This window comes from Psychromonas sp., from assembly GCF_047632995.1.
In the GTDB taxonomy this organism is placed as follows: Bacteria; Pseudomonadota; Gammaproteobacteria; order Enterobacterales; family Psychromonadaceae; genus Psychromonas.
The window spans coordinates 1-25,792 of the sequence record NZ_JBLIEK010000004.1 but is presented as its reverse complement, the minus strand read 5'-3'; the positions used below and the strand labels follow the sequence as shown (position 1 = coordinate 25,792).

General features: G+C 41.6%; 21 protein-coding genes. 16 read left to right on the top strand and 5 right to left on the bottom strand.

The window, feature by feature from the left end; all coding sequences use genetic code 11:
• Positions 1-4: 4 nt before the first annotated feature.
• The 11 genes from mraY (at position 5) to ACJAT7_RS01540 (ending at position 14,196) form a co-directional block, all read left to right on the top strand.
• Positions 5-1,087 (top strand): phospho-N-acetylmuramoyl-pentapeptide-transferase, encoded by a 1,083-nt coding sequence (mraY, locus tag ACJAT7_RS01590; RefSeq protein ID WP_415225041.1) that lies wholly within the window; start codon positions 5-7, stop codon positions 1,085-1,087.
• 1 nt (position 1,088) lies between these two features.
• Positions 1,089-2,429, top strand: a complete 1,341-nt coding sequence (murD, locus tag ACJAT7_RS01585) for a UDP-N-acetylmuramoyl-L-alanine--D-glutamate ligase (RefSeq protein ID WP_415225040.1) — start codon at positions 1,089-1,091, stop codon at positions 2,427-2,429.
• Positions 2,426-3,634, top strand: a complete 1,209-nt coding sequence (ftsW, locus tag ACJAT7_RS01580; protein ID WP_415225039.1) for a putative lipid II flippase FtsW — start codon at positions 2,426-2,428, stop codon at positions 3,632-3,634. The genes murD and ftsW overlap by 4 nt, the downstream gene beginning before the upstream one ends.
• A complete protein-coding gene (gene murG, locus ACJAT7_RS01575) occupies positions 3,621-4,688 on the top strand; it encodes an undecaprenyldiphospho-muramoylpentapeptide beta-N-acetylglucosaminyltransferase (RefSeq protein ID WP_415225038.1) in 1,068 nt (355 codons plus the stop codon). Before ftsW ends, murG begins: the two co-directional genes overlap by 14 nt.
• Positions 4,689-4,717: 29 nt before the next feature.
• On the top strand, positions 4,718-6,178 hold the full coding sequence (gene murC, locus ACJAT7_RS01570; RefSeq protein WP_415225037.1) for a UDP-N-acetylmuramate--L-alanine ligase: 1,461 nt from the start codon (positions 4,718-4,720) through the stop codon (positions 6,176-6,178).
• Complete coding sequence (locus ACJAT7_RS01565) at positions 6,178-7,098, top strand: D-alanine--D-alanine ligase (protein WP_415225036.1); 921 nt, start codon at positions 6,178-6,180, stop codon at positions 7,096-7,098. Before murC ends, ACJAT7_RS01565 begins: the two co-directional genes overlap by 1 nt.
• A 4-nt stretch (positions 7,099-7,102) precedes the next feature.
• Positions 7,103-7,843: a cell division protein FtsQ/DivIB gene (locus ACJAT7_RS01560; RefSeq protein ID WP_415225035.1), complete on the top strand. Its 741-nt coding sequence runs from the start codon at positions 7,103-7,105 to the stop codon at positions 7,841-7,843.
• A 52-nt stretch (positions 7,844-7,895) separates the two neighbouring features.
• On the top strand, positions 7,896-9,140 hold the full coding sequence (gene ftsA / locus ACJAT7_RS01555; protein WP_415225034.1) for a cell division protein FtsA: 1,245 nt from the start codon (positions 7,896-7,898) through the stop codon (positions 9,138-9,140).
• A gap of 36 nt (positions 9,141-9,176) precedes the next feature.
• Complete coding sequence (gene ftsZ, locus ACJAT7_RS01550) at positions 9,177-10,367, top strand: cell division protein FtsZ (protein ID WP_415225033.1); 1,191 nt, start codon at positions 9,177-9,179, stop codon at positions 10,365-10,367.
• An 85-nt stretch (positions 10,368-10,452) separates the two neighbouring features.
• On the top strand, positions 10,453-11,379 hold the full coding sequence (gene lpxC / locus ACJAT7_RS01545) for a UDP-3-O-acyl-N-acetylglucosamine deacetylase (RefSeq protein WP_415225032.1): 927 nt from the start codon (positions 10,453-10,455) through the stop codon (positions 11,377-11,379).
• A gap of 405 nt (positions 11,380-11,784) precedes the next feature.
• Entirely contained in the window at positions 11,785-14,196 is a 2,412-nt protein-coding gene (locus ACJAT7_RS01540) for a DNA polymerase II (protein WP_415225031.1), read from the top strand.
• Between the two features lie 57 nt (positions 14,197-14,253).
• Here ACJAT7_RS01540 and ACJAT7_RS01535 read toward each other — a convergent pair whose 3' ends face one another.
• Entirely contained in the window at positions 14,254-15,162 is a 909-nt protein-coding gene (locus ACJAT7_RS01535) for a LysR family transcriptional regulator (RefSeq protein ID WP_415225030.1), read from the bottom strand.
• A gap of 147 nt (positions 15,163-15,309) precedes the next feature.
• On the opposite strand from ACJAT7_RS01535, the gene ACJAT7_RS01530 reads away from it, so the two are divergent.
• Together ACJAT7_RS01530 and ACJAT7_RS01525 are read left to right on the top strand one after the other, a co-directional pair.
• The gene (locus tag ACJAT7_RS01530; protein ID WP_415225029.1) at positions 15,310-15,999 is read left to right on the top strand and encodes a type 1 glutamine amidotransferase domain-containing protein; all 690 of its coding nucleotides are present in this window, start codon (positions 15,310-15,312) and stop codon (positions 15,997-15,999) included.
• A 27-nt stretch (positions 16,000-16,026) separates the two neighbouring features.
• Positions 16,027-17,184, top strand: a complete 1,158-nt coding sequence (locus tag ACJAT7_RS01525; protein WP_415225028.1) for an iron-containing alcohol dehydrogenase — start codon at positions 16,027-16,029, stop codon at positions 17,182-17,184.
• A gap of 170 nt (positions 17,185-17,354) precedes the next feature.
• On the opposite strand, the gene glgC is transcribed toward ACJAT7_RS01525, so the two are convergent.
• On the bottom strand, positions 17,355-18,647 hold the full coding sequence (gene glgC, locus ACJAT7_RS01520) for a glucose-1-phosphate adenylyltransferase (RefSeq protein ID WP_415225027.1): 1,293 nt from the start codon (positions 18,645-18,647) through the stop codon (positions 17,355-17,357).
• A 488-nt stretch (positions 18,648-19,135) separates the two neighbouring features.
• On the bottom strand, positions 19,136-19,681 hold the full coding sequence (gene smrB, locus ACJAT7_RS01515) for an endonuclease SmrB (protein WP_415225026.1): 546 nt from the start codon (positions 19,679-19,681) through the stop codon (positions 19,136-19,138).
• A 55-nt stretch (positions 19,682-19,736) separates the two neighbouring features.
• Between smrB and prmB the strand changes: the two genes are divergently transcribed.
• Together prmB and aroC are read left to right on the top strand one after the other, a co-directional pair.
• The gene (gene prmB, locus ACJAT7_RS01510) at positions 19,737-20,648 is read left to right on the top strand and encodes a 50S ribosomal protein L3 N(5)-glutamine methyltransferase (protein WP_415225025.1); all 912 of its coding nucleotides are present in this window, start codon (positions 19,737-19,739) and stop codon (positions 20,646-20,648) included.
• A gap of 65 nt (positions 20,649-20,713) precedes the next feature.
• A complete protein-coding gene (gene aroC / locus ACJAT7_RS01505) occupies positions 20,714-21,802 on the top strand; it encodes a chorismate synthase (RefSeq protein ID WP_415225024.1) in 1,089 nt (362 codons plus the stop codon).
• 106 nt (positions 21,803-21,908) lie between these two features.
• On the opposite strand, the gene ACJAT7_RS01500 is transcribed toward aroC, so the two are convergent.
• Positions 21,909-22,811 carry a LysR family transcriptional regulator gene (locus ACJAT7_RS01500; RefSeq protein WP_415225023.1) on the bottom strand — a complete coding sequence of 301 codons (903 nt, stop codon included), beginning with the start codon at positions 22,809-22,811 and terminating at the stop codon, positions 21,909-21,911.
• Positions 22,812-22,937: 126 nt separating this feature from the next.
• Between ACJAT7_RS01500 and ACJAT7_RS01495 the strand changes: the two genes are divergently transcribed.
• Positions 22,938-23,912, top strand: coding sequence for a TDT family transporter (locus tag ACJAT7_RS01495; protein ID WP_415225022.1), 975 nt, complete (start codon positions 22,938-22,940; stop codon positions 23,910-23,912).
• A gap of 55 nt (positions 23,913-23,967) precedes the next feature.
• On the opposite strand, the gene ACJAT7_RS01490 is transcribed toward ACJAT7_RS01495, so the two are convergent.
• On the bottom strand, positions 23,968-25,792 hold a 1,825-nt coding region (locus ACJAT7_RS01490; protein WP_415225021.1), incomplete at its 5' end, for an AsmA family protein.

The following is a 25,792-nucleotide window of genomic DNA, read 5'->3' as shown; positions in this document are numbered from 1 at the left end:
ACCCATGATTGTTTGGTTAGCAGAATTGTTTTCAAGTCATTTTTCGTTTCTTAATGTACTGACTTACCTATCAGTGCGTATGGTAATGGCTGTTTTAACCGCATTAGCATTTTCATTATGGATTGGGCCCAAGCTGATCCGTTACTTGCAAAGAATGCAGATTGGCCAGATCGTGCGCAGTGACGGCCCGGAATCACATTTCAGCAAGGCAGGAACCCCGACAATGGGGGGGATTATGATTCTCGCTGCAATCACCCTTTCTACCCTGCTTTGGGCACGCTTGGATAACCATTATGTCTGGATTGTGCTCTTTACAACCCTTGCCTTTGGTGCCATTGGATTTATGGACGATTATTTAAAAGTCGTGCGTAAACATCCTGATGGATTGATTGCGCGCTGGAAGTATTTTTGGCAATCCATTACCGCCCTTATTCTAGCCACTGTTTTGTTTTATAGCGCATCAACACCTGCCGAGCTTACTTTTGTGGTGCCGTTTTTTAAACAATATATGCCTTATTTAGGATTAGCTTTTATTCCGCTGGTTTATTTTACTGTAGTAGGCAGCAGCAATGCAGTGAATTTAACTGACGGATTAGATGGTTTGGCGATTATGCCAACCGTGATGGTCGCAGGCGCTTTTGCACTTATCGCGTACTTAACCAGTCATGTTAATTATTCGGCTTACCTGTATATCCCTTATCTCCCCAAAGCGAGTGAATTGGTGATTATTTGCGGGACGATTGTCGGAGCCGGATTGGGTTTCTTGTGGTTTAACACTTACCCCGCACAAGTTTTTATGGGCGATGTAGGCTCATTAGCATTAGGCGCATTGCTTGGTGTTATTGCCGTTTTGGTACGCCAGGAGATCTTATTGGTCATTATGGGCAGTATTTTTGTGGTCGAAACCTTATCGGTTATTCTACAGGTTGGATCTTATAAAATGCGCAAGCAGCGGATCTTCCGCATGGCACCGATTCATCATCACTACGAGAAAAAAGGTTGGCCGGAGCCACGCGTTATTGTTCGTTTTTGGATCATTACTATTGTAATGGTGTTAATTGGTCTAGTGACATTGAAGGTACGTTAAAATGCCAGAGAAAAAAGTCGCCGTTTTGGGACTGGGTATCACAGGATTATCTTGTGTTAACTTTCTGCAACAGGAAGGTTACCAAGTTAGCGTGTTTGATACGCGTGAAAATCCGCCCGGGGCGGATAAATTAAATGCACAGGTTAAGCTTTTCAAAGGCCCGCTTAGTGGCGCACTATTAAGCGGTTTTGCATTGATTATTGCAAGTCCGGGGATTGCACTCGCCACACCCGCTTTGCAGTCTGCCGCGCAAGCCGGTTGTGAAATTATTGGTGATATAGAGCTGTTTGCTCGAAAGCTAAAAACAGCCGCCTACCGCCACGCAAAATTAGTGACTATCACCGGCTCCAATGGCAAAAGTACGGTAACGAGTCTGCTCGGTGAAATGGCAATCGAGGCAAATGTGAAGGTTGCTGTTGGCGGTAATATCGGCATTCCTGCACTGGATCTGCTCGCGCCTGAAATTGAGTTGTATATACTTGAATTATCCAGTTTTCAGCTTGAAACCACACACTCATTAGATGCAGATATCGCCACCATTTTAAATGTAAGCGAAGATCACCTCGACAGATATGCTTCTTACCAAGATTACGCGCAGACTAAACAGCTTATTTATCAGCAAAGTAAAAAGGCGTTGTTTAATCGCGATGATTTATTGACTTACCCGAATATAGAAAAGCAGCCTCAGATTAGTTTCGGTTTTGATAATCGTTTATATGGGTTAATAACAGATGCTGATAATAAAATATTTTTAGCCAAAGAGGGCACTCCCTTGTTAGCGGTTGAATTACTAAAACTAAGCGGTAAACATAACTGGATGAATGCCTTAGCAGCCTTTGCGCTGGGTGAAACCGTTAATTTGGATAACGCCGCAATGCTGCACACATTGCAAAAATATAGCGGCTTAGCACATCGTTGTGAGTTTGTTGCCGATGTTAATGGGGTACGTTGGATAAATGATTCCAAAGCAACCAATGTCGGCGCAACACAAGCCGCTTTATGCGGTTTGTCCGAAACAATTTCTGGCAATCTGCACGTTATTTTAGGGGGCGAGGGGAAAGGTGCAGATTTTAGTGAATTAACACAGGTACTCGCTGAAGTTAAAGGTTCAATCGTCTGTTTTGGTAAAGACGCAGAAAAGATTGCCCGCTGTAACAAGCGCGCGCAACGGGTTGAAAATTTAGATGCAGCGGTTAAATTAATCAACAGCGGCAGTAAAGCGGGTGATTTAGTTATCTTGTCCCCGGCATGTGCCAGTTTAGATATGTACCCTAACTTTATGGCACGAGGCGATCATTTTAAAACACTGGTCAATTCATTAAAAATGGAACTAACGCCATGAAGCTATTAAGTCGTTTTTGCAGCGCCGAGTGTGACCAGCAAGCTTATGATCGGCAGTTATTAGTGGTCGTTTTGAGTTTGATGGCTATCGGTCTGGTGATTGTTGCTTCAGCTTCAATTCCAGAAGGGATTGCGTTATCTTCAGATCCCTTTCGTTTTATAAAACGCCATGTCTTATATATTGTTATCTGTATGGGGCTGATTGCCGGAGTGGTCAATGTGCCAATGCAGAGTTGGTATGATAAGCAAAACTTTTTATTAATTATCGCTTTTCTCTCTTTAATTGCCGTGTTAATGGTCGGTACAGAAGTTAATGGCTCACATCGTTGGTTGCGATTAGGGCCATTTAATATGCAGCCCTCTGAGTTTGCCAAATTGGCCATCGTGTTATTTTTAGCCAGTTATCTGGTGCGTCGGCAAGAAGAGGTTATCGATACCATAAAAGGGTTTATCAAACCGCTGATCATTTTATCGGTTTTTGCGCTGCTGCTGCTATTACAGCCTGATCTAGGTTCAACAGTGGTGATTGTAGTGGTGATGATGGGGATGTTGTTTATTGCTGATGCAAAATTGATCTCCTTTATCGGTATTGCTGTCTCCTTACTCGCGGTGCTTGTTATCCTTATTGTCATGTCGCCTTACCGTATGGCGCGTGTTTTTGGTTTTTTAGATCCCTGGGCCGATCCTTTTGGTCGCAGTTATCAATTAACACAATCACTCATGGCGTTTGGCCGAGGTGGTTGGTTTGGTCAAGGATTGGGAAATTCAGTACAGAAATTAGAATATTTACCGGAAGCGCATACCGATTTTATTATGGCAATTCTGGCTGAAGAACTCGGATTTATCGGTGTCACTGTGGTCATTGTGTTAGAGTTTATTTTAGTATATAAAGCATTTTCAATAGGTAAAAAAGCACTGCAGCAATCCTTGGTTTTTTCCGGTTATGTCGCCATTGGCATCGCCATCTGGTTTGCATTCCAAACCGCAGTTAATATCGGTGCAGCGTCCGGCATAGCGCCAACTAAAGGGTTAACCCTGCCTTTAGTAAGTTATGGTGGCTCTAGTTTAATAACCATCGCACTGGCCGTCGCTTTATTGTTGCGTATTGATTTTGAAACGCGGCAAGGGTCGGCTCAAGTGCGACGGACTAAACCTAAAAAGAACAAGGCAAACCTTGTTAAAGAAGAGCTCAATGAAGAAATATAAAACATTATTAGTGATGGCAGGTGGTACTGGCGGGCATGTTTTCCCGGGGCTGGCTGTTGCTGATAAATTAAAAGCACAGGGGTGGAAAATTAGTTGGTTGGGTACGGCCGATCGTATGGAAGCCCAACTTGTGCCTGAGCACGGTTACGATATTGATTTTATCGATATTGCAGGTGTGCGTGGTAATGGATTGAAGCGCTTATTGGTGGCCCCTTTTAGGGTGGTTAAATCAATTATACAGGCGCGCGCGGTACTCAAAAAACGTAACGTGGATTTGGTGCTGGGGATGGGCGGTTTTGCTAGCGGCCCGGGGGGGATTGCAGCATGGACCCTGAGGATTCCAGTTATTTTACACGAACAAAATGCCGCCGCAGGATTAACCAATAGAATCTTATCTTTCTTTGCGAAAAAGGTGCTAATGGGCTTTGCAGGCTCATTTCAAAGTGAAAAGGCTGTTTTGGTCGGTAATCCGGTACGTGAGCAACTCCTTACGCTGGTTGAAAAAATTATCTCGCCTGAAAATGCACCGCTTAATCTATTAGTTATTGGTGGAAGTTCAGGCGCGCAGGTTTTAAACGAGCTGCTACCTAAGGTGCTAAGCCATTTTGATAAATCGCAAATTAAAGTCAGACATCAAAGTGGTAAGGGCCATTTGCAAGCTTTACAGCAGGCCTATCAACAAGCGAATCTCGAAGTAGATGTACAAGAATTTATCAGCGATATGAGAGATGCATACAGCTGGGCTGATCTGGTAATTTGCCGAGCAGGTGCGCTTACCGTATCAGAGATTGCAGCCGTTGGTTTGCCCGCTATTTTTGTACCTTTGCCACATGCAGTTGATGATCACCAAACAAAAAACGCCGAGCAGTTAATTAAAATAGAAGCTGCTGTGCTGATACCGCAAAAGCAATTAAATGAGCATAAATTAAGTGATTATTTGCGCAGATTCAGCCAAAATAGAGAATTGCTTGAAGATATGTCTAAAAACAGTAGAAAAGTAGCAATTACAGATGCAACAGAGCGGGTCGCCGCTATCTGTAATCAACTTGTTTAATCAATCAATAAAAAGAATTAGTGGCTTATATGAGAAAAATAAAACTCGCACAAATACGTACCATGATCCCAGAGATGCGCCGCGTTAAACAGATTCATTTTGTAGGCATTGGTGGCGCCGGTATGGGCGGTATCGCTGAAGTACTTGCCTATGAAGGGTATAAAATAACGGGATCTGATATTGCTGAAAATCAGGTTGTAAAACGCCTTCGTTCAATTGGCGTTGAAATATTTATCGGCCATCAGCAAGAGAATATTTATGGGGCATCCGTGGTTGTTGTCTCAACAGCGATTAATCCTGAGAACCCTGAGTTATTGGCTGCACGACAAGCACGCATCCCTATTGTTCGCCGTGCGGAAATGTTAGCGGAACTAATGCGTTACCGCCATGGTGTTGCCGTCTCGGGGACACATGGGAAAACGACGACCACCAGTTTGATTGCCAGTATTTATGGTCAGGCAGATCTTGATCCTACATTTGTTATTGGTGGTTTGTTAAACAGTGCAGGGACTAATGCTAAATTAGGGCAAAGTCGTTATCTGATTGCAGAAGCCGATGAAAGTGATGCTTCATTTTTACATCTACAACCTATGGTGTCAGTTGTTACCAATATTGAAGCTGACCATATGGATACCTACCAAGGTGATTTTGAAATATTAAAAGATACGTTTGTGCAGTTTATTCAAAATCTTCCTTTTTACGGTACGGCGGTAGTCTGTTTAGATGATGCGGTTGTTGAATCATTAATTCCTAAATTTTCTCGTCAATGTGTGACTTATGGATTTCATGAACAAGCGGATGTACGAATCTCAGCATTTAAACAAACGGTTAATCGTAGTGAATTTTTAGTGCATCGGGTTAATAAACCGGATCTTAAAATAAACTTGAATTTACCCGGTAAACATAATGCGTTAAATGCAGCTGCAGCGATTGCGGTGGCGATGGAAGATGATATTGCGGATCAGGCAATTATAGAAGCGCTTAATAAATTTGAAGGTATCGGTCGCCGTTTTGAGCAGTATGGCGAATTTGAAACGGGTCGTGGCACCGCGCTATTAGTGGATGATTATGGTCACCACCCGACAGAAGTGCAGGCAACCATTAATGCCGCGCGAGAAGGCTGGCCTGATAGACGTTTAGTGATGGCGTATCAACCGCACCGTTATACACGTACGCGTGATCTATATGAAGATTTTGCACAGGTTTTAGCTCAAGTTGATCAATTGTTGCTGCTTGAGGTGTATCCTGCAGGCGAAACTCCCATTGCTGGTGCTGACAGCCGATCTTTATGTAGGACTATCCGTCAACGCAGTGATAAAGAGCCTATTTTTGTAGCAACGCCGGAAGCATTACCGGCAATGCTTGCGCAGGTAATAGACGGTGGTGATCTGGTTTTAACACAGGGAGCCGGTAATATTGGCGCCGTGGTGAAAACATTAGCAGAATTAAAATTAGATATAGAAAAAATGAAACAAGTGAGAGCAGGTTAATGACGTTAGACTTTGGTAGGGTTGCTGTTTTATTGGGTGGAAATAGTGCGGAGCGTGAGGTTTCACTGCGCTCAGGAACCGCTGTTTTAAATGCGTTATTACGTCAGGGGATCGACGCTGTAGCTTTGGATCCCAAGCATGATGATATTACCCAGCTACAAAAAATGGGATTCGATCGTGCTTTTATCGTACTGCATGGGCGAGGCGGAGAGGACGGTAGTATTCAAGGTTTTTTAACTACACTGCAAATCCCGTTCACAGGTAGCGATATTTTAAGCTCAGCTATTGCTATGGATAAATCTAAAACTAAGCAAATTTGGCAAAGTTATCAATTACCTACTGCTAATTATCAAATCGTAATCAAAGATGACTTTGATCCCGCGCAATCAGAAGATATACTAACCTCTTTATCGGGTTGTGTAATGGTCAAACCTGTTAATGAAGGTTCGAGTATCGGTATGGCCAAAGTAAGCAACCCCGCTGAACTGGCTGATGCATTGCATGACGCATTTAAATTTGATAATAAAGTATTACTTGAATCGTGGATAACGGGTAAAGAGTACACTGTCTCTATCTTAAATGGTCAAGCGCTTCCGGCTATTCGTATGCACACTGAAAATCAATTTTATGATTATCAGGCAAAGTATCATTCAACGGAGACCCAGTATTTTTGCCCTTGCGGGCTTGCTCCTGAAAAGTTGTCTGAGTTAAATCAGTTAGCGATAAAGGCCTTTAATGCGATTGGCTGCAGTGGCTGGGGACGTGTTGATTTTATGTTAGATGAGCAAGGCAGTTGGTTTTTGCTTGAAGTTAATACTGTGCCGGGTATGACAGAAACAAGCTTGGTACCTAAAGCTGCTAAGCAAGCTGGTTATGATTTTGACCAACTTGTATTAGAAATATTAAAGCAAACACTGTAATACTATGTGGAATAATTTAAAACAGGTAAAAATCGGCAAATGGATTAGCTTACTTTTTTTTATCACTTTAATTTATCTATTACAAAACAGTTATTTTAAATTGAAAACTTGGTTAACAGATGAGCAGTCCTTACCGTTAACCTCTTTAATTTTAACTGGCAAAACAGAGCATGTCTCAGAAGATAGCGTGCGTTCAGTATTAAATGATCAGAAAGATAGATTAAATTTTTTCACCTTAGAGATAGGGCAAATTCAGTTGCAACTTGAGAGCATGCCGTGGGTTTATTCGGCCTCTATTCGTAAGCGTTGGCCGGATACGTTAAAAATTCATATTGTAGAGCAATCAATCGTTGCAGTATGGAATGACCGAGCGTTGTTAAATCGTTTCGGGGAAATAATTACAGCATCACCGGCGACTGTTTTAAATAAGTATGTTGCACTTTATGGTGAAGATGAATTTGCGAATGAGATTTTAACAACGTATATGAAAATTAATCAGTTGTTAAAAGTTAATAACTTTAAAATTGCTTCATTAAGAAGCGATAAGCGCCATTCCAGTGATGTCGTGCTAAAAAACGGCATCGCATTACGCTTAGGTCAGGAACAGAAGTTGGATCGTATTCAGCGTTTTTTAAGTGTATTTCCGTTGATACAAAACAAATATGACGTTAAAACAATCGATTATGTAGATCTTCGTTATGACACTGGATTTGCAATAGGTTGGAAAAAAATCGAAGCTAATTAAAAATGGCACTATTTAGATGTTATTTTCTAAAGATAAACGGTGAATCTTGAGTATGGAAAGTAGTTACAAAGTTGGACTAGATATTGGCAGCAGTAAAATTGTACTCTTAATTGGAGATCAATTGGATAATGGCATAATCAATATTGTTGGTATTGGCGAAGCGGCCACAAAAGGTGTTGATAAAGGCTCTGTCACCGATTTGGATTCTGTTGTACAGTCAATTATCATCGCGTTAGGGCGCGCTGAAGATATGGCCGACTGCAAGGTTTCGTCAGTTAATTTATCTATTTCAGGCTCCCATATTGAATCGTTAAATGAATCGGGCACTTGGGCTATAGAAGATAGAGAAGTAACCGCTTATGATGTTGAGAGTGTGCTGCATAATGCGCGCTCAATTAAAATCCGTGATGATCAGCGTTTACTGCATGTGATACCGCAACAGTATTCAATTGACTCGCAAGGGAGAATTAATAATCCGGTGGGGTTATCTGGTGTCAAATTAAAAGCCGATGTGCATTTGATCACCTGTCATAACGATTTAGTTAAAAATTTAGAAAAAGCAGTTGAACGATGCGGTTTAGCGATTGACCAATTAACCTTTTCAGGAGTCGCCTCAAGCTGTGCAATTCTAAGTGACGATGAGAAAGAACTCGGTGTTTGTGTTGTTGATATGGGCAGCGGCACTATGGATATTGCGGTTTATATTGCAGGTGCTTTACGTCATAGTTCAGTGTTAGATTATGCGGGAAATTCTGTTACTAATGATATTGCAATCGCCTTTAGTGCGCCGCCCACATCAGCCGAAGAAGTCAAAGTTAAATATGGTTGTTTAAAATGCGATAATATCAACCTTGATGAGATGATAGAATTACCCAGTGTGGGAGGCAGAGCTGCGCGCACGATACAAAGAAAAATGTTAGTTGATGTGATTGAGCCCCGTTACAGTGAATTACTGGGGATGATTAAAAAAGAGCTGTATAAGCTTGATGATGCATTTGCAACTGAAGGATTAAAGCAGCAACTTGCGGCGGGCATCGTTATAACAGGTGGTGCAGCTCAAATCGATGGGTTGGTTGAAGTTGCTGAGAAAGTTTTCGATAATATGCAGGTTCGCATCGGCAAACCACAAAATATGCGCGGTTTAGCTTCTGATGTGAATACGCCTGCGTATTCAACGGCATTAGGTCTATTACGTTATAAGAATGATGAGTTCACCGAAAACCAAGAAATAGTGCAAGAAAATCGGTTATCTGCTTTTTTTCACAAGTTAAAAAGCTGGATAAAAAAAGAATATTAGTTGGTATGAAATACCTCATGAAGGTGGAGACATACAATGTCTGAAGATTTAAATAAAGTGGAAAAAGAGCAAATGTTTGAAATAGTTGATGAAGACCATACAGAGCAAGCTGTTATTAAAGTCGTTGGCGTGGGTGGCGGTGGTGGTAATGCCATTAACTATATGATTGCGAAAGGCTTAACGGGCGCTGAATTTATTGCTATGAACACTGATGCACAAGCATTGCGTTCATCAAGAGCAGATATTCGGCTGCAGCTCGGTGCAACGATCACTAATGGCCTAGGCGCTGGTGCAAACCCTGAAATTGGTTATAAATCAGCGTTAGAAGATAAAGATAAGATCCGTGAAGTACTGATGGGAGCAGATGTTGTCTTTATTGCGGCAGGCATGGGCGGCGGAACTGGAACCGGTGCATCGCCTGTTGTGGCTGAAATAGCCAATGAACTGGGCGCTCTGACAATTGGTGTTGTTTCTAAACCTTCATTTTTTGAAGGAAAAAAACGCATCAATTATGCAAATCAAGGTATTGAACGTTTATCTGAACATATTGATTCATTGCTAATTATTCCTAATGATAAATTGCAGAAATCATTGCCTAGAGGTGTTTCATTCCTAGGCGCATTAGAAGCCGCGAACAATGTTTTATTTGATGCGGTTTCTGGTTTCTCTGCCATTATTAATAATGAAGAAAGTACCATTAATATTGACTTTGCAGACGTCAGAACAGTAATGACAGAAGCGGGTACCACAGCCGTTATGGGCATTGGTATTGCGTCAGGTGAAGAGCGTGCCGATGAAGCTGTTGAACAGGCCATCTCTTGCCCACTACTTGAAGATGTAGATCTTTCTAATGCACGTGGTGTGCTAGTGCATATTGTTGCTGGAATGGACTTTACATGGGATGAATATGAAACAGTGGGTGATGCACTAAAAGAGTTCGCTTCGGCTGATTCGCAAATCATTATTGGTGTTACTGTTGATCCTAAAATTGATACGGGTGAATTACATGTTACCGTTATTGTTACGGGGCTTGGTGAACGGAAATCAGATTTAAGCGCTGTAAAAAATCCCGCTGTGACGGTTGAAACAAGTAGAGCGGAACCGGTTAAAGAGGAAGTACTCGCAGATTTCAGTGAGCAGGAAGTACAAGATAATATCAAAGCGACGCCAAAAACAGAGGGAAGTTATTTAGATATCCCTGCATTTTTGCGTAAACAGGCTGATTAATTATTGTTTGTAAAAGTTGAGTTTGTGATAAAGGTCACAAACAGGTATACTTTGTAAAACTCAATGTGAGTGGTAGGGGGGGACGATGATTAAACAAAGAACATTAAAAAACAGTGTAAGATCAATTGGTATTGGCTTGCATTCAGGAAATAAAGTCACGATTGAGTTACATCCTGCGCCTGCTAACACAGGTATTGTTTATCGTCGTATCGATTTAGATCCTGTTGTTAGCTTTAAAGCGCATGCCCAAGCGGTACAGGAAACCCTTTTGTGTACTTGTTTGGTTAATGAACAAGGGCAGAAAATATCGACCGTTGAGCATCTTTCAGCTGCGCTTGCCGGCTTAGGCATTGATAATATTATTATTGATGTTGATGCCCCTGAAATCCCAATTATGGATGGCAGTGCAAGCCCGTTTATTTTTCTATTACAATCTGCCGGTATCGAAGAACTTAATGCCCCTAAAAAGTTTATTCGTGTTAAAAAGACAGTGCGTGTAGAAGATGCAACAGATGGCAAATGGGCAGAATTACAACCGTCAAAATCAGGGTTTAGTTTAGATTTCAAGATTGATTTCGATCATCCCGTTTTTGAAGGTCAAAATCAGCATATCGAAATGGATTTCTCAGGTGAGTTATTTGTTAAAGAGATTAGCCGTGCGAGAACCTTCGGTTTTATGAAAGGTGTCGAACAGCTACAGGCAAATAATTTAGCATTAGGTGCAAGTTTAGATAATGCCATTGGTTTAGATGAATTTCGCGTTTTAAATCCTGAAGGGTTACGTTATGAAGATGAATTCGTAAAACATAAAGTATTGGATGCGATTGGTGATTTATACCTTTCCGGATATACAATTTTAGGTCACTTAAAAGCATTTAAAACGGGGCATTCGTTGAACAATCAACTTTTATGCGCGTTGTTAGCTGATCAAGATGCTTGGGAAATGGTTACATTTGAAGAGCCGGTTAGTGAGTCGCCAATTCAATATATTGAACCCGTTTTTGCTGTTTAAGTAAATTACTTAAACAATACAATAAGACCAAAAGCCCTTTAGTTAACGATAACGTTTCCTAACGGGCTTTTTTGTTTCCCTTATATATTGTATCAATCTGGTTAACTTTTCTATTTTAATCCTCGTCACTTGTGCAACGTTTTAGACAAATGTAAGTTTGGCCACGCAATCGTAGGTCACGTTATATCCCTATGGTGAATCCAATCTAGGCAATATAGTGCTCTTAGCGCAGTTATGTCAAGTGTGCTCATTCCATACTAATTGCGAAGCGGTATTATTAAGCAGGACTTAATATGGCTGCTGATCTCACTGTTTAGTTATAACATGCACAGTCCGCTAGTGCGCTAAATAGCATAAACCATTATGCTGTATCTCAGCATTCACTTATTGCGGTAATCTCTCCTTATGTCAGAAAAGCAGGTCAATTTTCTTGAAGGTTTAATTCTTTCACGGCAACAGTTGGAAACACCAAAAGGTGTCGATCTGATATTGTGGCTGGCTACTGACTCGGGTCCCTGCAAATTGGTTATTCCGCATCAGCGTTATGTGTTTCTTGTGCGACAAGAAGATCTCCAGCAAATACAAGCAGTTTGCTCTTCGCGACAGTTAACTGCGCAGGAGATTCGGCCGCTTTCCTTAAAAACATTTAAGCAGCAGCCCGTTGCGGCTATCTACAGTTTAACCAAACAGAATTTTAGTGCGCTGCAGAGCGCACTAGACAGTGCTGACATCCCCTATTTTGAAGCCGATATAAAGATAAGCGATCGTTATCTAATGGAACGTTTTATTTATGGCTGTGTAAAAGTCAGTGGTGATATACGGTGGACGGGCCGTTATTGGCTAAGCCAAGCACCTAAACTAAGTGCTGGATATCTGTCCCCGACACTAAAAGTAGTTTCTCTTGATATAGAATGCAGCCCTCAGGGTGAGCTCTATTCGATTGGGTTGAGTTATGGTAACGCCGGTGAAAAATTAACGGCGACAAAAATCGAGCCATATTCAATCGTGTTGATGATTGGCACTGCGCAGCACGCAGAGGATATTAATATTCACTGGGTTAAAGACGAACCCAGTCTATTGAGAGTACTGCAAGCCTGGTTCAGAGAGCACGATCCCGATGCTATTATCGGTTGGGCGGTGGGGGATTTTGATCTGCAATTGCTGGCTAAACGCGCTGAAGCGCACAATATGGAGCTGCGAATCGGCCGTGATGGCTCTGCTCTGCGCTGGATAGCACACCATAATGAGCCACAACAAGGCACTGTTATCCTAAATGGGCGCGTGGTCTTGGATGGTATTGAGCAGCTTAAAAATGCCAGTTGGCAGTTTGAGAGTTTCAGTTTGGAGTTTGTCAGTCAGTCTCTGTTGAGGCAGGGAAAACTTATCAGCACTGCGCACAATAAAGGACTGGAAATAGAGCGGCAATACGCTCAGGATCCGCTCTCACTGGCTCGTTATAACCTTCAAGACTGCCTGCTGGTTGAGCGGATTTTCGACAAAGCACAATTAGCACAATACAGCACGCAACGTGCTCGTTTAACTGGTTTAGCACTGGACAGGCGTGGTGCATCAGTGGCAGCGTTTACTAACCTTTATCTGCCATTACTGCACCGCAGTGGTTATATCGCACCCAATATCGGTGATGTTGAGGCGCAGGATTCACCGGGTGGTTTTGTGATGGACTCTCGCCCAGGGCTCTATTCTTGGGTATTGCTACTTGATTTCAAATCGCTTTACCCGTCAATTATCCGTACTTTTAAGATAGATCCGATGGGCTTAATTGAAGGGTTAGGGGAAGCAGAGTCAGATTCTATCGGCGGTTTTAGAGGCGCCAGATTTAGCCGCAGTAAACACCATCTTCCCGGTATTCTTGATAAATTGAGCGCTGCCAGAGAGCAGGCTAAAAAAGACAACAATCAGCCATTTCAACATGCCATTAAAATTATTATGAACAGTATGTATGGCGTATTGGGATCTAAGGGATGCCGTTTTCACGATACGCGTTTGGCAAGCTCTATTACCTTGCGCGGTCATCAGATTATGAAGGAGACGCGTGTCCTTATCGAGCAATTTGGGGAAAAGGTAATTTATGGTGATACTGACTCCACTTTTATCTGGTTGCAACACTGTGAAAGTGAGACGGATGCGCAAGCGTGCGGTAAAAAGCTGGCAAAACAGATTAATGATTATTGGTCAGAGCTGCTTAAAAATGAGTTACAACTCGATTGTTTTTTAGAAATTGAGTTTGAAACCTGTTTTAGGAAATTTTTTATGCCTACGCTGCGCGGCTCGGAAACGGGATCGAAAAAGCGTTATGTCGGATTGAAACAGACAGAGGCGGGTGAACAGCTTTTGTTTAAAGGGCTGGAGACAGTACGCTCAGACTGGACTGAATTGGCGCAAACATTTCAGCAGCACTTATACACAAAGGTATTTGCGGGGGAGCCGATCGACCACTTAATTATAGATACCGTCAATCAACTTAATGCCGGGCTGCTGGATCAAAAGCTTACCTATTATAAACGCCTGCGCCGTCCCTTAGCCGCGTACCTGAAAAACATACCGCCACAAGTGCGCGCAGCCCGTTTAGCCGATCTCAACAATGCGCGATTGGGGCGTCCGCTATGCTATCAATCAAAGGGACGAATCGGTTATCTGATCACTTTAAATGGGCCAGAAGCATTGGAATATCTTGAGTCGCCGATCGATTATCAGCATTACATCGACAAACAGCTAAAGCCCATCGCTGAAGCTATTCTGCCATTATTGGGTAAAGATTTTGAGCAACTTATTTCAGATCAACTCTCTCTCTTCTGATTTTGATGACGCTAAAAAAGATAAGATCCCAGTAAAGTGCAAGCGTTTTATTGTTTTCTACGCTATCGGTATATTGCGTTTTTTGAAAAATTCCTGCAGATGATCTATTAATAAACGCAGTTTTTTTGATTCAGCTGTGCCCGGTGGAAATACGGCATAAACATTAATATCATTGAGTTTATAGTCCCCCAGCACCGGCTCGAGTGTACCCGCTTTTATTTTAGGCCAAGCGTCATAGGTTGGAATACGACCGAGTCCATGACCGCCTTCAATAAACGCGGTGCGAGCCGCTGCATTGTTGGTACTGATAGTGCCGTTCACTTTAACGCTGAATGAGCGACTGCCTTTTTTAAGCTCTAATGCGCCTGACGTGAGTTTGTAGATCACCCAATCATGCTCCGATAGCTCAGCGGGGCTTGTGGGATAGCCACGCCTTTTAAAATATGCGGGTGAGCCGCATAGGCAGGTGGGCAGGGTCGAAAGTTTGCGTGCCTGCAAACCGGAATCGGGCAATGGTGCGCCGCGAATGGCGAGATCTATTCCCTCTTTCATAATATTAACCACTTCATCTGTGAGCATGAGATCGAGTTCTATTTTAGGATAGAGGTTACGGAATTCATTGAGCGCAGGCACCAGTGTTTGCAGGCCAACGTTTACTGGACAGGTTATTTTTAATAATCCGACAGGTTCACTTTTTAAGTTTTCAATCTGCTGGTTAGCGGCAGAAGCCTGCTCAGCGATAATTCGGCAGCGCTGGTAATATTGAGTGCCCGCTTCGGTAAGGGCGATTGAGCGAGTGGAGCGATTGAGTAACTTTATGGCTAAATGAGATTCAAGTTTTTTTATATGGTAACTGACCACCGCACGCGATAAGCCAATATGCTTGGCCGCCGCAGTTAAACTACCTTGTTCGACTACTTGCGCAAAAACCACCATGCTTTTGAGTTGTTCAAATGAGATGTCCATAAAAATCTGTTTCCTTAAAAATATTGTATCAATTATTCTACCAATGATATCAGTGATGTCTGCATTGTCCGATCGTAAATCTGTGCATATACTCAATCTTTAATTAATCACACGAGTTAATAGCTCTCTTTAAACAAGGATAATGATATGAGCAGTAAGAAAATATTAATGATTTTAACCTCGCACGAAGAACTGGGACACAGTGGTGAAAAAACGGGTTTTTGGGTAGAAGAGTTTGCCAATCCCTATTATCTTTTTAAAGATGCGGGTGTACAAGTGACCTTAGCTTCTCCAATCGGTGGGCAGCCTCCAATTGATCCTAAAAGCGAATTAGATGACTTTCAAACTGAAGCGACGAGACGTTTTGACGAAGATATAGAAGCGCATCTACAACTGGCGCATACACTGCCTCTTGCGGCTATTGATCAAGATGATTACGATGCGGTTTTTTACGCGGGAGGGCATGGGCCATTATGGGACTTAACTGATAATAGTGAATCCATTAATTTAATTAATGCATTTTTAAATGCGCATAAAGCGGTGGCGACTGTGTGTCATGCAACGGCTGCTTTGTTAAATGTAAAAGATCCATCAGGCGAGTTTATTGTTAAGGGCAAAGCGATTGCCGGCTTTAGTAATAGCGAAGAAGATGCCGTACAGTTAACCGATATTGTGCCGTTTTTATTGGAAGATGAATTAGTTAAGCGTGGCGCCGAATACCAAAAAGTGGCTGATTGGAATGCTTTTGCTGTACAGGATGGTCTTATCATTTCCGGGCAAAACCCTGCGAGTTCTGAGCTAGTTGCACAGAAACTGCTTAATCACCTAACTGCATAATTGCATTTATAATAAATAGGAAAAAACATGTTAAATTTTAGTTTTGAAAATCAGACGCGTATTCATTTTGGCGAAGGACAGATTAGTGCAATCACTAATGAGATCCCGCGTGATGCAAAAGTATTAGTTGTTTACGGTGGTGGTTCAATAAAAAACAATGGTGTTTACGATCAAGTTATCAGCGCATTAAAAGATCACACTTGGTTTGAGTTTTCCGGTATCGAGCCAAACCCTCTGTACGATACATTAATGAAAGCGCAGGCGCTTATCAAAGAGCATGATATTGATTATCTATTAGCGGTCGGCGGCGGCTCTGTGGTTGACGGTAGTAAATTTATTGCAGCAGCGGCTCTGTATGCAGGGGACGATCCGTGGGATATAGTTGCTAAGCAGCAAAAGGTTGAGTCGGCATTACCCATTGGCGTGGTTTTAACCTTGCCCGCAACGGGCAGTGAAACAAATATTGGCGCTGTAGTTACCCGTGACGGTAATAAATTACCCTTTATGAGTTCTGCTGTACGTCCCCAATTTGCTGTGTTAGATCCGGCTGTTACTTTGTCACTTTCGGAACGTCAAATTAGTAACGGTGTGGTGGATGCATTTATCCATACTATGGAGCAATACCTGACCTACAGTGTTAACGCTAAAGTTCAAGATCGCTTTGCGGAAGGGTTATTACAAACATTAATAGAGGAGGGGCCAAAAGCGTTACTGGCTGAGAGTAAAGATGATCTTGAGGTTCGTGGCAATATTATGTGGTCAGCAACAATGGCGCTTAACGGTTTAATCGGTGCAGGCGTACCACAAGATTGGTCTACCCATATGATTGGTCATGAACTAACCGGCACTTACGGCATTGATCATGCGCGTACCCTTTCTATTGTTTTACCCGCAGTAATGAAAGTGCGCCAACAAGATAAGCATGAAAAACTGCTGCAGTATGCACAAAGAGTATGGCATATCAGCGAAGGTAATGAAGAGCAACAGATAGTGCAAGCAATTCAACTCACTGAGAATTTTTTCCAAAGTATGGGCATGCCAATCCGCTTATCGGATGTTAAGTTGGGAGAATCCGATGTTGACGTGCTGCTTGAAAAACTAGAGTTGCACGGTATGGTTGCGCTTGGTGAAAAACAACAAGTCACCTTACCTGTGAGCCGCCAGATATTAACAACTGCATTGTAATTAGCTTTACTTAATAGGCGTTTGGGCGATCAAATGATTGTTCATGAATGGCGCTAGAGAAGAAAAAAAAACCGCTCAATAACACTTGAGCGGTTTTATTGTATCTGCGCTGGCCAATAAGTCTGTCACTTACGACAGATGGCTATTATCAGATATATATGGGGCACAGCTTATATTTTTTTAGCTATCAGTTCAGACTGTTTTTTAGCTAATTTTTTCAGCATATCACTGGTGACCAGGGTGACTCCTTTATCAGTAACACGGAAGCCATTTGCAATATCTTGCGCTTTATCATAACCAATGGTTAAGCCGGAGGGTATCTCGCATTTACTGTCGACAATAACGCGCTTTAATTTACAGTATTCACCAATATCACTACCCGGCATCAATACTGATTCTTCGATTATGCTATGAGAATGGGTATGGACACTCGAGTATAACAATGACTTGCGAATTGTTGAACCGGAGATGACACAACCACCGGAAACGGTTGAGTCAACCGCCATACCGCGACGTTCTTCATTATCAAAAATAAATTTAGCAGGCGGAAGCTGCTCCTGATAGGTCCAAATAGGCCAACCTTTATCATATAAATCAAGTTGTGGCTCAGGTTCAACCAGTTCCATATTCGCTTCCCAAAACGAATCTAATGTACCTACATCGCGCCAATAAGGCTGCTGCGTACTTTCTGGATCTTTGAAAGCAAAGGCAAATACATTGTGGTCCTTAATAATTGCGGGAATAATATCATTGCCAAAATCACGACTAGAGCCTTCTTTGTTGCAATCTTTTTCTAACTGTTCAAATAAAAATTCAGTGGTAAAAAGATAATTTCCCATGGAGGCTAAACACTGGCCGGGTTTACCTGGGATTTCATTGGGCTGGGCTGGTTTTTCATCAAATCCGATAACTTTATTTTCGGTATTGACGGTCATTACACCGAAGCTACCGGCCGCTTCCTCCGTTGGGACTTCAAGACAACAGACAGTCATATCTGCATTGCTTTCTACATGCTCCGCAAGCAGAACCCCATAATCCATACGGTAGACATGATCGCCTGATAAAATCAGCACATATTTAGGTTTCTCAGCGCGAATAATATCTAAGTTTTGATATACGGCATCAGCGGTCCCCATATACCAATCATTACCACTACGTTGCGATGCAGGTAATATCTCGACAAACTCTGATAAATTAGCCTTAAAACTTCCCCATCCGCGGTTAATATGACGAATTAACGAGTGTGATTTGTATTGGGTGGCAATGCCCACGCGATGAATGCCGGAGTTCATGCAGTTAGATAATGGAAAGTCGATAATACGAAATTTACCTCCAAAATAGACAGCGGGTTTTGCCCGCCAATCAGTCAGTTCAAACAATCGACTGCCGCGACCACCGGCTAAAATTAATGCATAAGTGTCTTTAGTTAGATTACTGATATATCTGTCTTTATTTTGCGCCATAAATGAATCCCCATCTGTTTTAAATATGAAATGAAATGGTATTTAACACACCTACAAAGGAATTAGAATTAAAGCAGTCAAAATATCATCAAAAAACCACATCAATCTTTGCTATCGGCGCGTTATCTACCTCAGTGTTGGTATCAGAGTTACAGCCTGCCGTGTTGGTATCAGAGTAGCAGCCTGTAATTCGAGATTGTAAGAGCTTTCATATATTGTTGATCAGTAAGGGGGGCAACGCAACACCCTGAGAGATGATTTAGGTTTGTTTTTTTGAGGAGCGGTTCACAAAAAAGTCTTTTTATTTCACTATCTATTTAACTAATATTTTTAGATTGTTTTATTGCCTAAAATATAGTCAGATAGAGGCAGGAGATCAGATTTTTTTATTTTGCGGGAAAGCATATTCAGGCTGGAGAGCTGCAGTTATCTATATCACTGAGTAATGGCCGACTTAACAGATAGAAATTTAATATATTAACAACAAATTACTTTTCATATTCGCGCTTTTGTTGCCAATCTTCCAGTTCAACTAACACTAACAGCGCGCCATAACCGCCAAATTCCAATGGAGCCTGGTGAAAAGCCAAAATGTCAGGATGTTGTGCTAACCACAGTGGCACCTGTTTTTTTAAGATATGCTTACCGACACCGTGCATCACGCTACAACAATATAGCCCCTCCCTTTTACAGCAGGCAATAAGCGCACCTAATTCGCGTTTCGCTTCCTCTTGAGTCAGGCCATGCAGATCTAAAATTATTTCAGGGGAAAAATCACCACGACGCAGTTGTTTCAGCAAATATTTTTGTGCATCTTGGCGTAGATAGCGTACCGGTCCATCTTCAGCTAGATGCGGTTCAAATTCATCTGAAAAATGACTGGTTTCAAAAGATTCCACTATAATTTGTTTGATGATCTGTTTTTTCTTCATGTTTTTAGTGGGCAGTTTTATGGTATCCTGTCGCAACTTTTTGATACCCGAAAACTCTTCGCTAAATAGCGAAAAATCATCATTTTTATTTATAACGGTCATGGTCTTTCCAAAGATTAATTTTGTTAGCCGTAGTTTACCTTAATTGGAGAATAAGTTGGATACGATTTTTAGTGATGAAGCGGTTAATGAACTGCTAACCATCCAAGATATGATACGTTGGGCAACCACTGAGTTTAACCGAGCTGGCTTATTTTATGGGCATGGCACAGATAACGCTTTAGATGATGCAATACGCCTTGTTATGCCCTCATTACATTTACCTTTGCACAGCAGTAGTGAAATGGCCGGTGCGCGTTTAACACGCCGTGAACGTGAAATGTTAGCGGATCTGATTGAAAAACGTATTGATTTACGCATTCCGGTGGCTTATCTAACCAATACCGCATGGTTTGCGGGTTTAGAATTTTATATTGACGAGCGCACCTTAGTGCCACGCTCCCCCTTTGCTGAATTAATCGAATCACGCTTTGCACCTTGGCTAAAAGAATCACCGCAACGGATTTTAGATTTATGTACTGGTAGTGGTTGTATTGCGATTGCTTGCGCCTATGCTTTTCCTGACGCTGAAGTTGATGCTGTTGATATTTCCGATGATGCATTGGAAGTGGCGGAAATTAATATTCAAGGACACGGGTTAGAGCAGCAAGTTACTCCAATGTTATCGGATCTCTTTTCAGGTGTAGAAAATGAAAAATACGATCTGATTGTTTCAAATCCGCCTTATGTTGATGCCGAGGATATGGCAAACTTACCGGAAGAATTTAAACATGAACCGGAGCTGGGGTTAGCATCTGGTTCTGACGGTTTAGATCTGGTGCGGAAAATGTTAAATCAGGCCGGTGATATGCTCAATGAAAATGGCCTGTTATTTGTTGAAGTGGGCAATTCACAAATTCATTTGCAACAAGCGTATCCAGAGATTCCATTTGAATGGGTAGAATTTGATAATGGTGGTCATGGCGTATTTGTTTTAAGTAAAGCACAACTTGATAATATTGAAATTTAGTCAATGATAGGGGAGGTCGATCTGTCCCTAGTTGGTAACGTTAATTAGTTAAAGCGGGAAAAATTATGGCAGGAAGCAGTATCGGTCAACTTTTTAGAGTGACCACTTTTGGCGAAAGTCATGGAGCGGCATTAGGCTGCATTGTTGATGGTATTCCACCTAATTTAGAAATTTGTGAAGCAGATCTGCAACACGATTTAGACAGGCGTCGTCCAGGGCAGTCTCGTTATACAACGATGCGCCAAGAGGGCGACCAAGTTAAAATTTTATCAGGTGTTTTTGAAGGAAAAACAACTGGTTGTAGTATTGGTTTACTGATAGAAAATACGGACCAGCGGTCGAAAGACTACTCGGCGATTAAAGATCTGTTTCGCCCCGGTCATGCCGATTATACTTATCATCAAAAATATGGGCATCGTGATTATCGTGGCGGTGGTCGCTCGTCGGCACGAGAAACTGCGATGCGTGTGGCTGCGGGAGCGATTGCTAAAAAATATTTAAAAGAACAATTCGGCATTGAAATTCGCGGCTATTTAAGTCAGTTAGGGAATATAACTCCCGATTCAATTGATTGGGATGAAGTGGAAAACAATCCGTTTTTCTTTCCTGATGCGTCAAAACTCGCGCAGCTTGAACTCTATATGCGTGATTTGATTAAAGAGGGCAACTCAATTGGTGCGAAAGTATCGGTTGTCGCCTCTGGTGTGCCTGTTGGTTTAGGTGAACCTGTATTTGATCGCTTAGATGCGGAGCTTGCGCACTCATTAATGAGTATTAATGCGGTGAAAGGGGTGGAGATTGGTGATGGTTTTGCTGTTGCTAATCAAAAAGGCACTGAACACCGTGATGAGATGACACCGGATGGTTTTTTATCAAACCATGCGGGAGGGGTTTTAGGCGGCATTTCAACAGGGCAGGATATTATTGCGCATATCGCATTAAAACCAACGTCAAGTTTAACTATTCCCGGTCGGACTATTACCGTTGATGGCGAAGCAACAGAGATGATCACCAAGGGGCGACATGATCCCTGTGTCGGTATCCGTGCAGTGCCCATTGCAGAGGCACAAATGGCGATTACTTTGCTTGATCATCTGCTCCGTCATCGCGCGCAGAATTTACATGTAACAACTAATACTCCCTTTATAAAATAGCTTTTTCTGTTATTGCAGCACCTTATTAAGCTGGAATTTTAGAGGGTTAAGTTATTGATAAAAAGCACGTCTGTTTTTCATTGAGCAGACGTGTTTTTTTATGTTTTTAAAACGGTAACTGCCAATCTGAAGAAAACTGCATAAACTGCTTTAATAGCGGACTTTGATATTTTTCTTTATGGCAAACCAGCCAATAATCACGTGACATATCAAGTTCAAGCTCGGCAGAAAGATGCAGTTCAACTAAACGCTTATCATTGAGTGCATGACGCGCCGCCAATCTGGAGATACAGGTAATGCCTAAGCCAACAGAGGTGCAATTAATGATCGCCTCGGTAGTTTTTAGTTCTAAAGAGATAGAGTAAAGGGTTAGCTTCTCGCCGATATGTTTGATAAAAAAATCGCGCGTCCCCGAGCCGATTTCTCGTAAAATCCACTGCTGATTTTCTAAATCACTTAAATTTAACTCTTTCTTTTTAGCGAGAGAATGGGCGCTATTGCAGACCACCACCATTTCATCTTGTAACCAACGGGTTGAGTGTAATTGATCATCAAAAACATAAGCTTCGACTAAACCTATATCAAGTTCATACTCTTTTAATTGTTCGCAGATGGTGGTGCTGTTGTCAATTAGCAGGGATTGTTTGAGATGCTTTGTGGTGGATCTGAAATCAGATAGCAGTGATGGAACAACATGGTTACCAATTGTATTACTGGCGCCTATTCTGAGTTTTCCGGACAGACTGCTTTGCTGTTCAAACAAGCGTGTTATTGTTTTACCCCTTTCAATCTGTTCATCTGCGAGTGGCAGTAATTGCTTACCCCAATCGTTAATTAACAGGCGGTTGTTTTTACGCTCAAACAGTTTTTGGCCAAGCTGTTTTTCAAGCTCTGCAAGCCCCATACTCACCGCTGGTTTTGTGATAAATAGTTTTTTAGCGGCAGCGGTGAGGGTTTTCTCTTGGGTTATACAAATAAAAACCTGTAATTGTTTTAAGGTGATATTCACAATATGTCTCTTCTTAATGTTCAGCAAGTTAGAGGTAAGTTTCATTTAGCGGTGACTGAGATACTTTAAACTATTTTTAGCGCGAATGTTTTTATATACTGCTCACTTTAATAATACGAATAAGTTGTGAACGTTATCAGTAAATTTAACACCATTAATAAATGTTTATCTAATATTCCCAGTGCGTTGGCGGGTCTTGCATTAGGTATCGCCAGTTTAGGTTTGTGTTGGGAAAACAGATCCGAGTTGAATGGCTCCGGGCAGATGTTTGCTGCGATAGTGGCGAGTTGTATCCTCTTGCCTCTATTGTTTAAATTTATATTTAATCCCGCTATTTTAAAACAAGATTTAGCCGATCATGTCGGTGGTGGTGTTGCCCCGACTCTTGCAATGGCTATGATGGTCGTTGCTAATAATATAGCCATTTATTCATTGCAGCTTGGAAAAATCATCAGTTTGCTGGCGATTATCATACATCTGTGTTTTTTGGTCATCTTTATCTTTTACCGAAGTAAGAACTTTAGGTTTGAACATATTTTACCAAGTTGGTTTATTCCACCGATCGGTCTGGTTATCGCTCTGATTATGTACCCTGGCGGCATCAGTCATCCGCTGGCTAATCTGATATTAAAATTTGGTCTGATCTGTTATGCATTGCTGCTGCCAGTTGTCTTATATCGGTTACTGTTTGGTGAAAAACTTTGTGACCATGAAAAGCCAATTTTGGTCATATTGGCGACGCCTGCAAGTTTATTATTGGCGGGGTACTTTGAGATCACCGAGCAACCAAGTTATTTAATGATCGCAATACTTGTACCACTTGCAGTTACCATGACTTTATTTGCCTATTTTTCATTTAGCAAACTGTTACGGCTGCCTTTTACGCCTGCTTATTCAGCCTTTACTTTTCCCTTGGTTGTTGGCGCTACAGCGCTGTTTAAAACAAGTCAGTTTCTATTGAAAGAGGGTAATATGCAGCTTAGCTCTATTGTCGAACAATTAGCCTATCTGGAGTTACTGATTGCAACCGCTATGGTTATCTATGTGAGTCTGCGTTATATGCGCTATTTTTTAACGGCACCAAAGGTTTTTACACAGTAAAGCCCTAATAAAAAATGTATTAGGGCTTTTTATATAGCTGCCAATAGGTATGGTATCAGCCAAAAAGTTTGCCAAGCTCTTTTTTCATTTTGCCTTCCAACTCTTTACCTTCTTGTTTTAGCTCTTGTTGCGATTTATCTTGTAGTTTTTCCTGCTGTTTTTTTAATTCGCTCTTAGCTTTTTCTTGGAGTTGCTTGGTTTTCATTTTAAGCTCTTCTTTTAACGCGCCATCCATGTCTAAAGCAAATTTAGGATCGCTAAAAGACCCGTTAATCAGAAGCGGTATTGTTACGCCTTTGAGGTCGTACAGCTCTGTTTCAGCATCGCTTTTCGATAAAGGTGTGACACTTAATTTGTAATTTAACGATTCATGCAAAATATCAGCGAGACCCGCACCGTCGAGACGCATAACAGGTGATAGCATCAATAATTTGTTATTATCGACCACGCCTTTTTTTATAATGAATTTACCTGTTAAGGAAGCAAAATCTGTTTTCTTAATATTGGCTTCGGTCGGTGTTGGCTTACCGGTCAATTTTGCTTTTAATGCGCGGATCTCTTGTGGAATATTAACGCCGTATAATTCACCATCGAGTAACGCAAAATCACCCTCGCCCACTAACCCCGATTTTATTTTACTGGCCGTCAACCCTTTACCTGCTGCTGAAAAGTTAAGTGCGGTTGTACCGCTCAGCAAATCAATCTGGGCTGCATCGGTAAGTAATGGCCGGATTTGTACATTTTTTAGAGTGCTTGTAAGCTGGTATTTATTTAAACCTTTGGCATCATCAACCCAACCGTTTACGGTTAATAAGCCTTGGTATAATTGTACGGTTAGTGGTTTGATTCGTGCTTTGCCGTTGCTTACCTCAATCACAGTGTCGATTTTTCCAAGGGTTAAACCTGAAGCTTTAAGACCTGCAATGGCTAATGTTCCTTGAATATCTAAGCTATTTAAAAAACTTAAGTCAGGATCTTGCTCGCTGACCGCTTTAACTTCACTACTTTTTGCACTAGTTTCTGTTTTTTTAGCGGCCTTTTTATCTTCAGGGAGATAAGGCTTCAGATCCCATTCATTCCCCTGCAAGGTAAAGCGAACTTTGGTTTTAGCTGCGGTTTGTACAGAAACAACGCCTTTTAATTGGATTTTATCAACTTCTAAAAGTAGCGCATTAAGTTCGGCTTTAGCCGTATTTAGATTATAAAAAACATTACTTTGAACTGAGCTTACAATCTTACCATTGGGTATATCTGTGCCTGTTAATATTGTTTGCAAGTTGAGTTTATTAAGCTGTATTGATGAAAAATCGGCTGCAACAATTAATTTTGCTTGTAATTCAATCTGAGCAGACATTTGTGCTGCTGATAGCGCTGTTGAAACAGACAGATCAGTTTCTTTGTCTAATGCAAATTTGCCAAGATGAATATGATTGATATTTACCTTGTTTGCTGAACCCGCTCTTAAATCTTGTACTTCAATGACCGAATTTGTAATATTTACGCCTGCTAGCTGTGCTTTATTTATGGCAAAAAAACCATTTTTTTGGTTTTTAAGTTCGTCGTTTATATCCTTTTCTTGCTTAGTTACTTCAGCCTCTACCGGCGCTTTTTTAGGAAACATATTATCAAGATTAGAGGTGCCGTCTTTATTGGTTATCAAGTTTAAAACTAATCCATTTAGCGTGAGCTCGCCAATCTTAATTTCACCTTTAAATAGTGGCAACACCTCTATGGCGATCGAAGCATTTTCTATCTTAGCTAAATGGTTGCGGTTAAAACCATCGAGATTATTTAATTCAATTTCACCGCTGCTAAAACCAAGTTGAGGATATAATGTCCATCCAATATCGCCGTTAATCAACAGATCCCGATTAATTGAT

What these genes read in the sequence shown, in the direction of transcription:
- mraY (WP_415225041.1), top strand. Translation starts at nt 5, where the DNA reads ATGATTGTTTGGTTAGCAGAATTGTTTTCAAGTCATTTTTCGTTTCTT.
- murD (WP_415225040.1), top strand. Translation starts at nt 1,089, where the DNA reads ATGCCAGAGAAAAAAGTCGCCGTTTTGGGACTGGGTATCACAGGATTA.
- ftsW (WP_415225039.1), top strand. Translation starts at nt 2,426, where the DNA reads ATGAAGCTATTAAGTCGTTTTTGCAGCGCCGAGTGTGACCAGCAAGCT.
- murG (WP_415225038.1), top strand. Translation starts at nt 3,621, where the DNA reads ATGAAGAAATATAAAACATTATTAGTGATGGCAGGTGGTACTGGCGGG.
- murC (WP_415225037.1), top strand. Translation starts at nt 4,718, where the DNA reads ATGAGAAAAATAAAACTCGCACAAATACGTACCATGATCCCAGAGATG.
- ACJAT7_RS01565 (WP_415225036.1), top strand. Translation starts at nt 6,178, where the DNA reads ATGACGTTAGACTTTGGTAGGGTTGCTGTTTTATTGGGTGGAAATAGT.
- ACJAT7_RS01560 (WP_415225035.1), top strand. Translation starts at nt 7,103, where the DNA reads ATGTGGAATAATTTAAAACAGGTAAAAATCGGCAAATGGATTAGCTTA.
- ftsA (WP_415225034.1), top strand. Translation starts at nt 7,896, where the DNA reads ATGGAAAGTAGTTACAAAGTTGGACTAGATATTGGCAGCAGTAAAATT.
- ftsZ (WP_415225033.1), top strand. Translation starts at nt 9,177, where the DNA reads ATGTCTGAAGATTTAAATAAAGTGGAAAAAGAGCAAATGTTTGAAATA.
- lpxC (WP_415225032.1), top strand. Translation starts at nt 10,453, where the DNA reads ATGATTAAACAAAGAACATTAAAAAACAGTGTAAGATCAATTGGTATT.
- ACJAT7_RS01540 (WP_415225031.1), top strand. Translation starts at nt 11,785, where the DNA reads ATGTCAGAAAAGCAGGTCAATTTTCTTGAAGGTTTAATTCTTTCACGG.
- ACJAT7_RS01535 (WP_415225030.1), bottom strand. Translation starts at nt 15,162, where the DNA reads ATGGACATCTCATTTGAACAACTCAAAAGCATGGTGGTTTTTGCGCAA.
- ACJAT7_RS01530 (WP_415225029.1), top strand. Translation starts at nt 15,310, where the DNA reads ATGAGCAGTAAGAAAATATTAATGATTTTAACCTCGCACGAAGAACTG.
- ACJAT7_RS01525 (WP_415225028.1), top strand. Translation starts at nt 16,027, where the DNA reads ATGTTAAATTTTAGTTTTGAAAATCAGACGCGTATTCATTTTGGCGAA.
- glgC (WP_415225027.1), bottom strand. Translation starts at nt 18,647, where the DNA reads ATGGCGCAAAATAAAGACAGATATATCAGTAATCTAACTAAAGACACT.
- smrB (WP_415225026.1), bottom strand. Translation starts at nt 19,681, where the DNA reads ATGACCGTTATAAATAAAAATGATGATTTTTCGCTATTTAGCGAAGAG.
- aroC (WP_415225024.1), top strand. Translation starts at nt 20,714, where the DNA reads ATGGCAGGAAGCAGTATCGGTCAACTTTTTAGAGTGACCACTTTTGGC.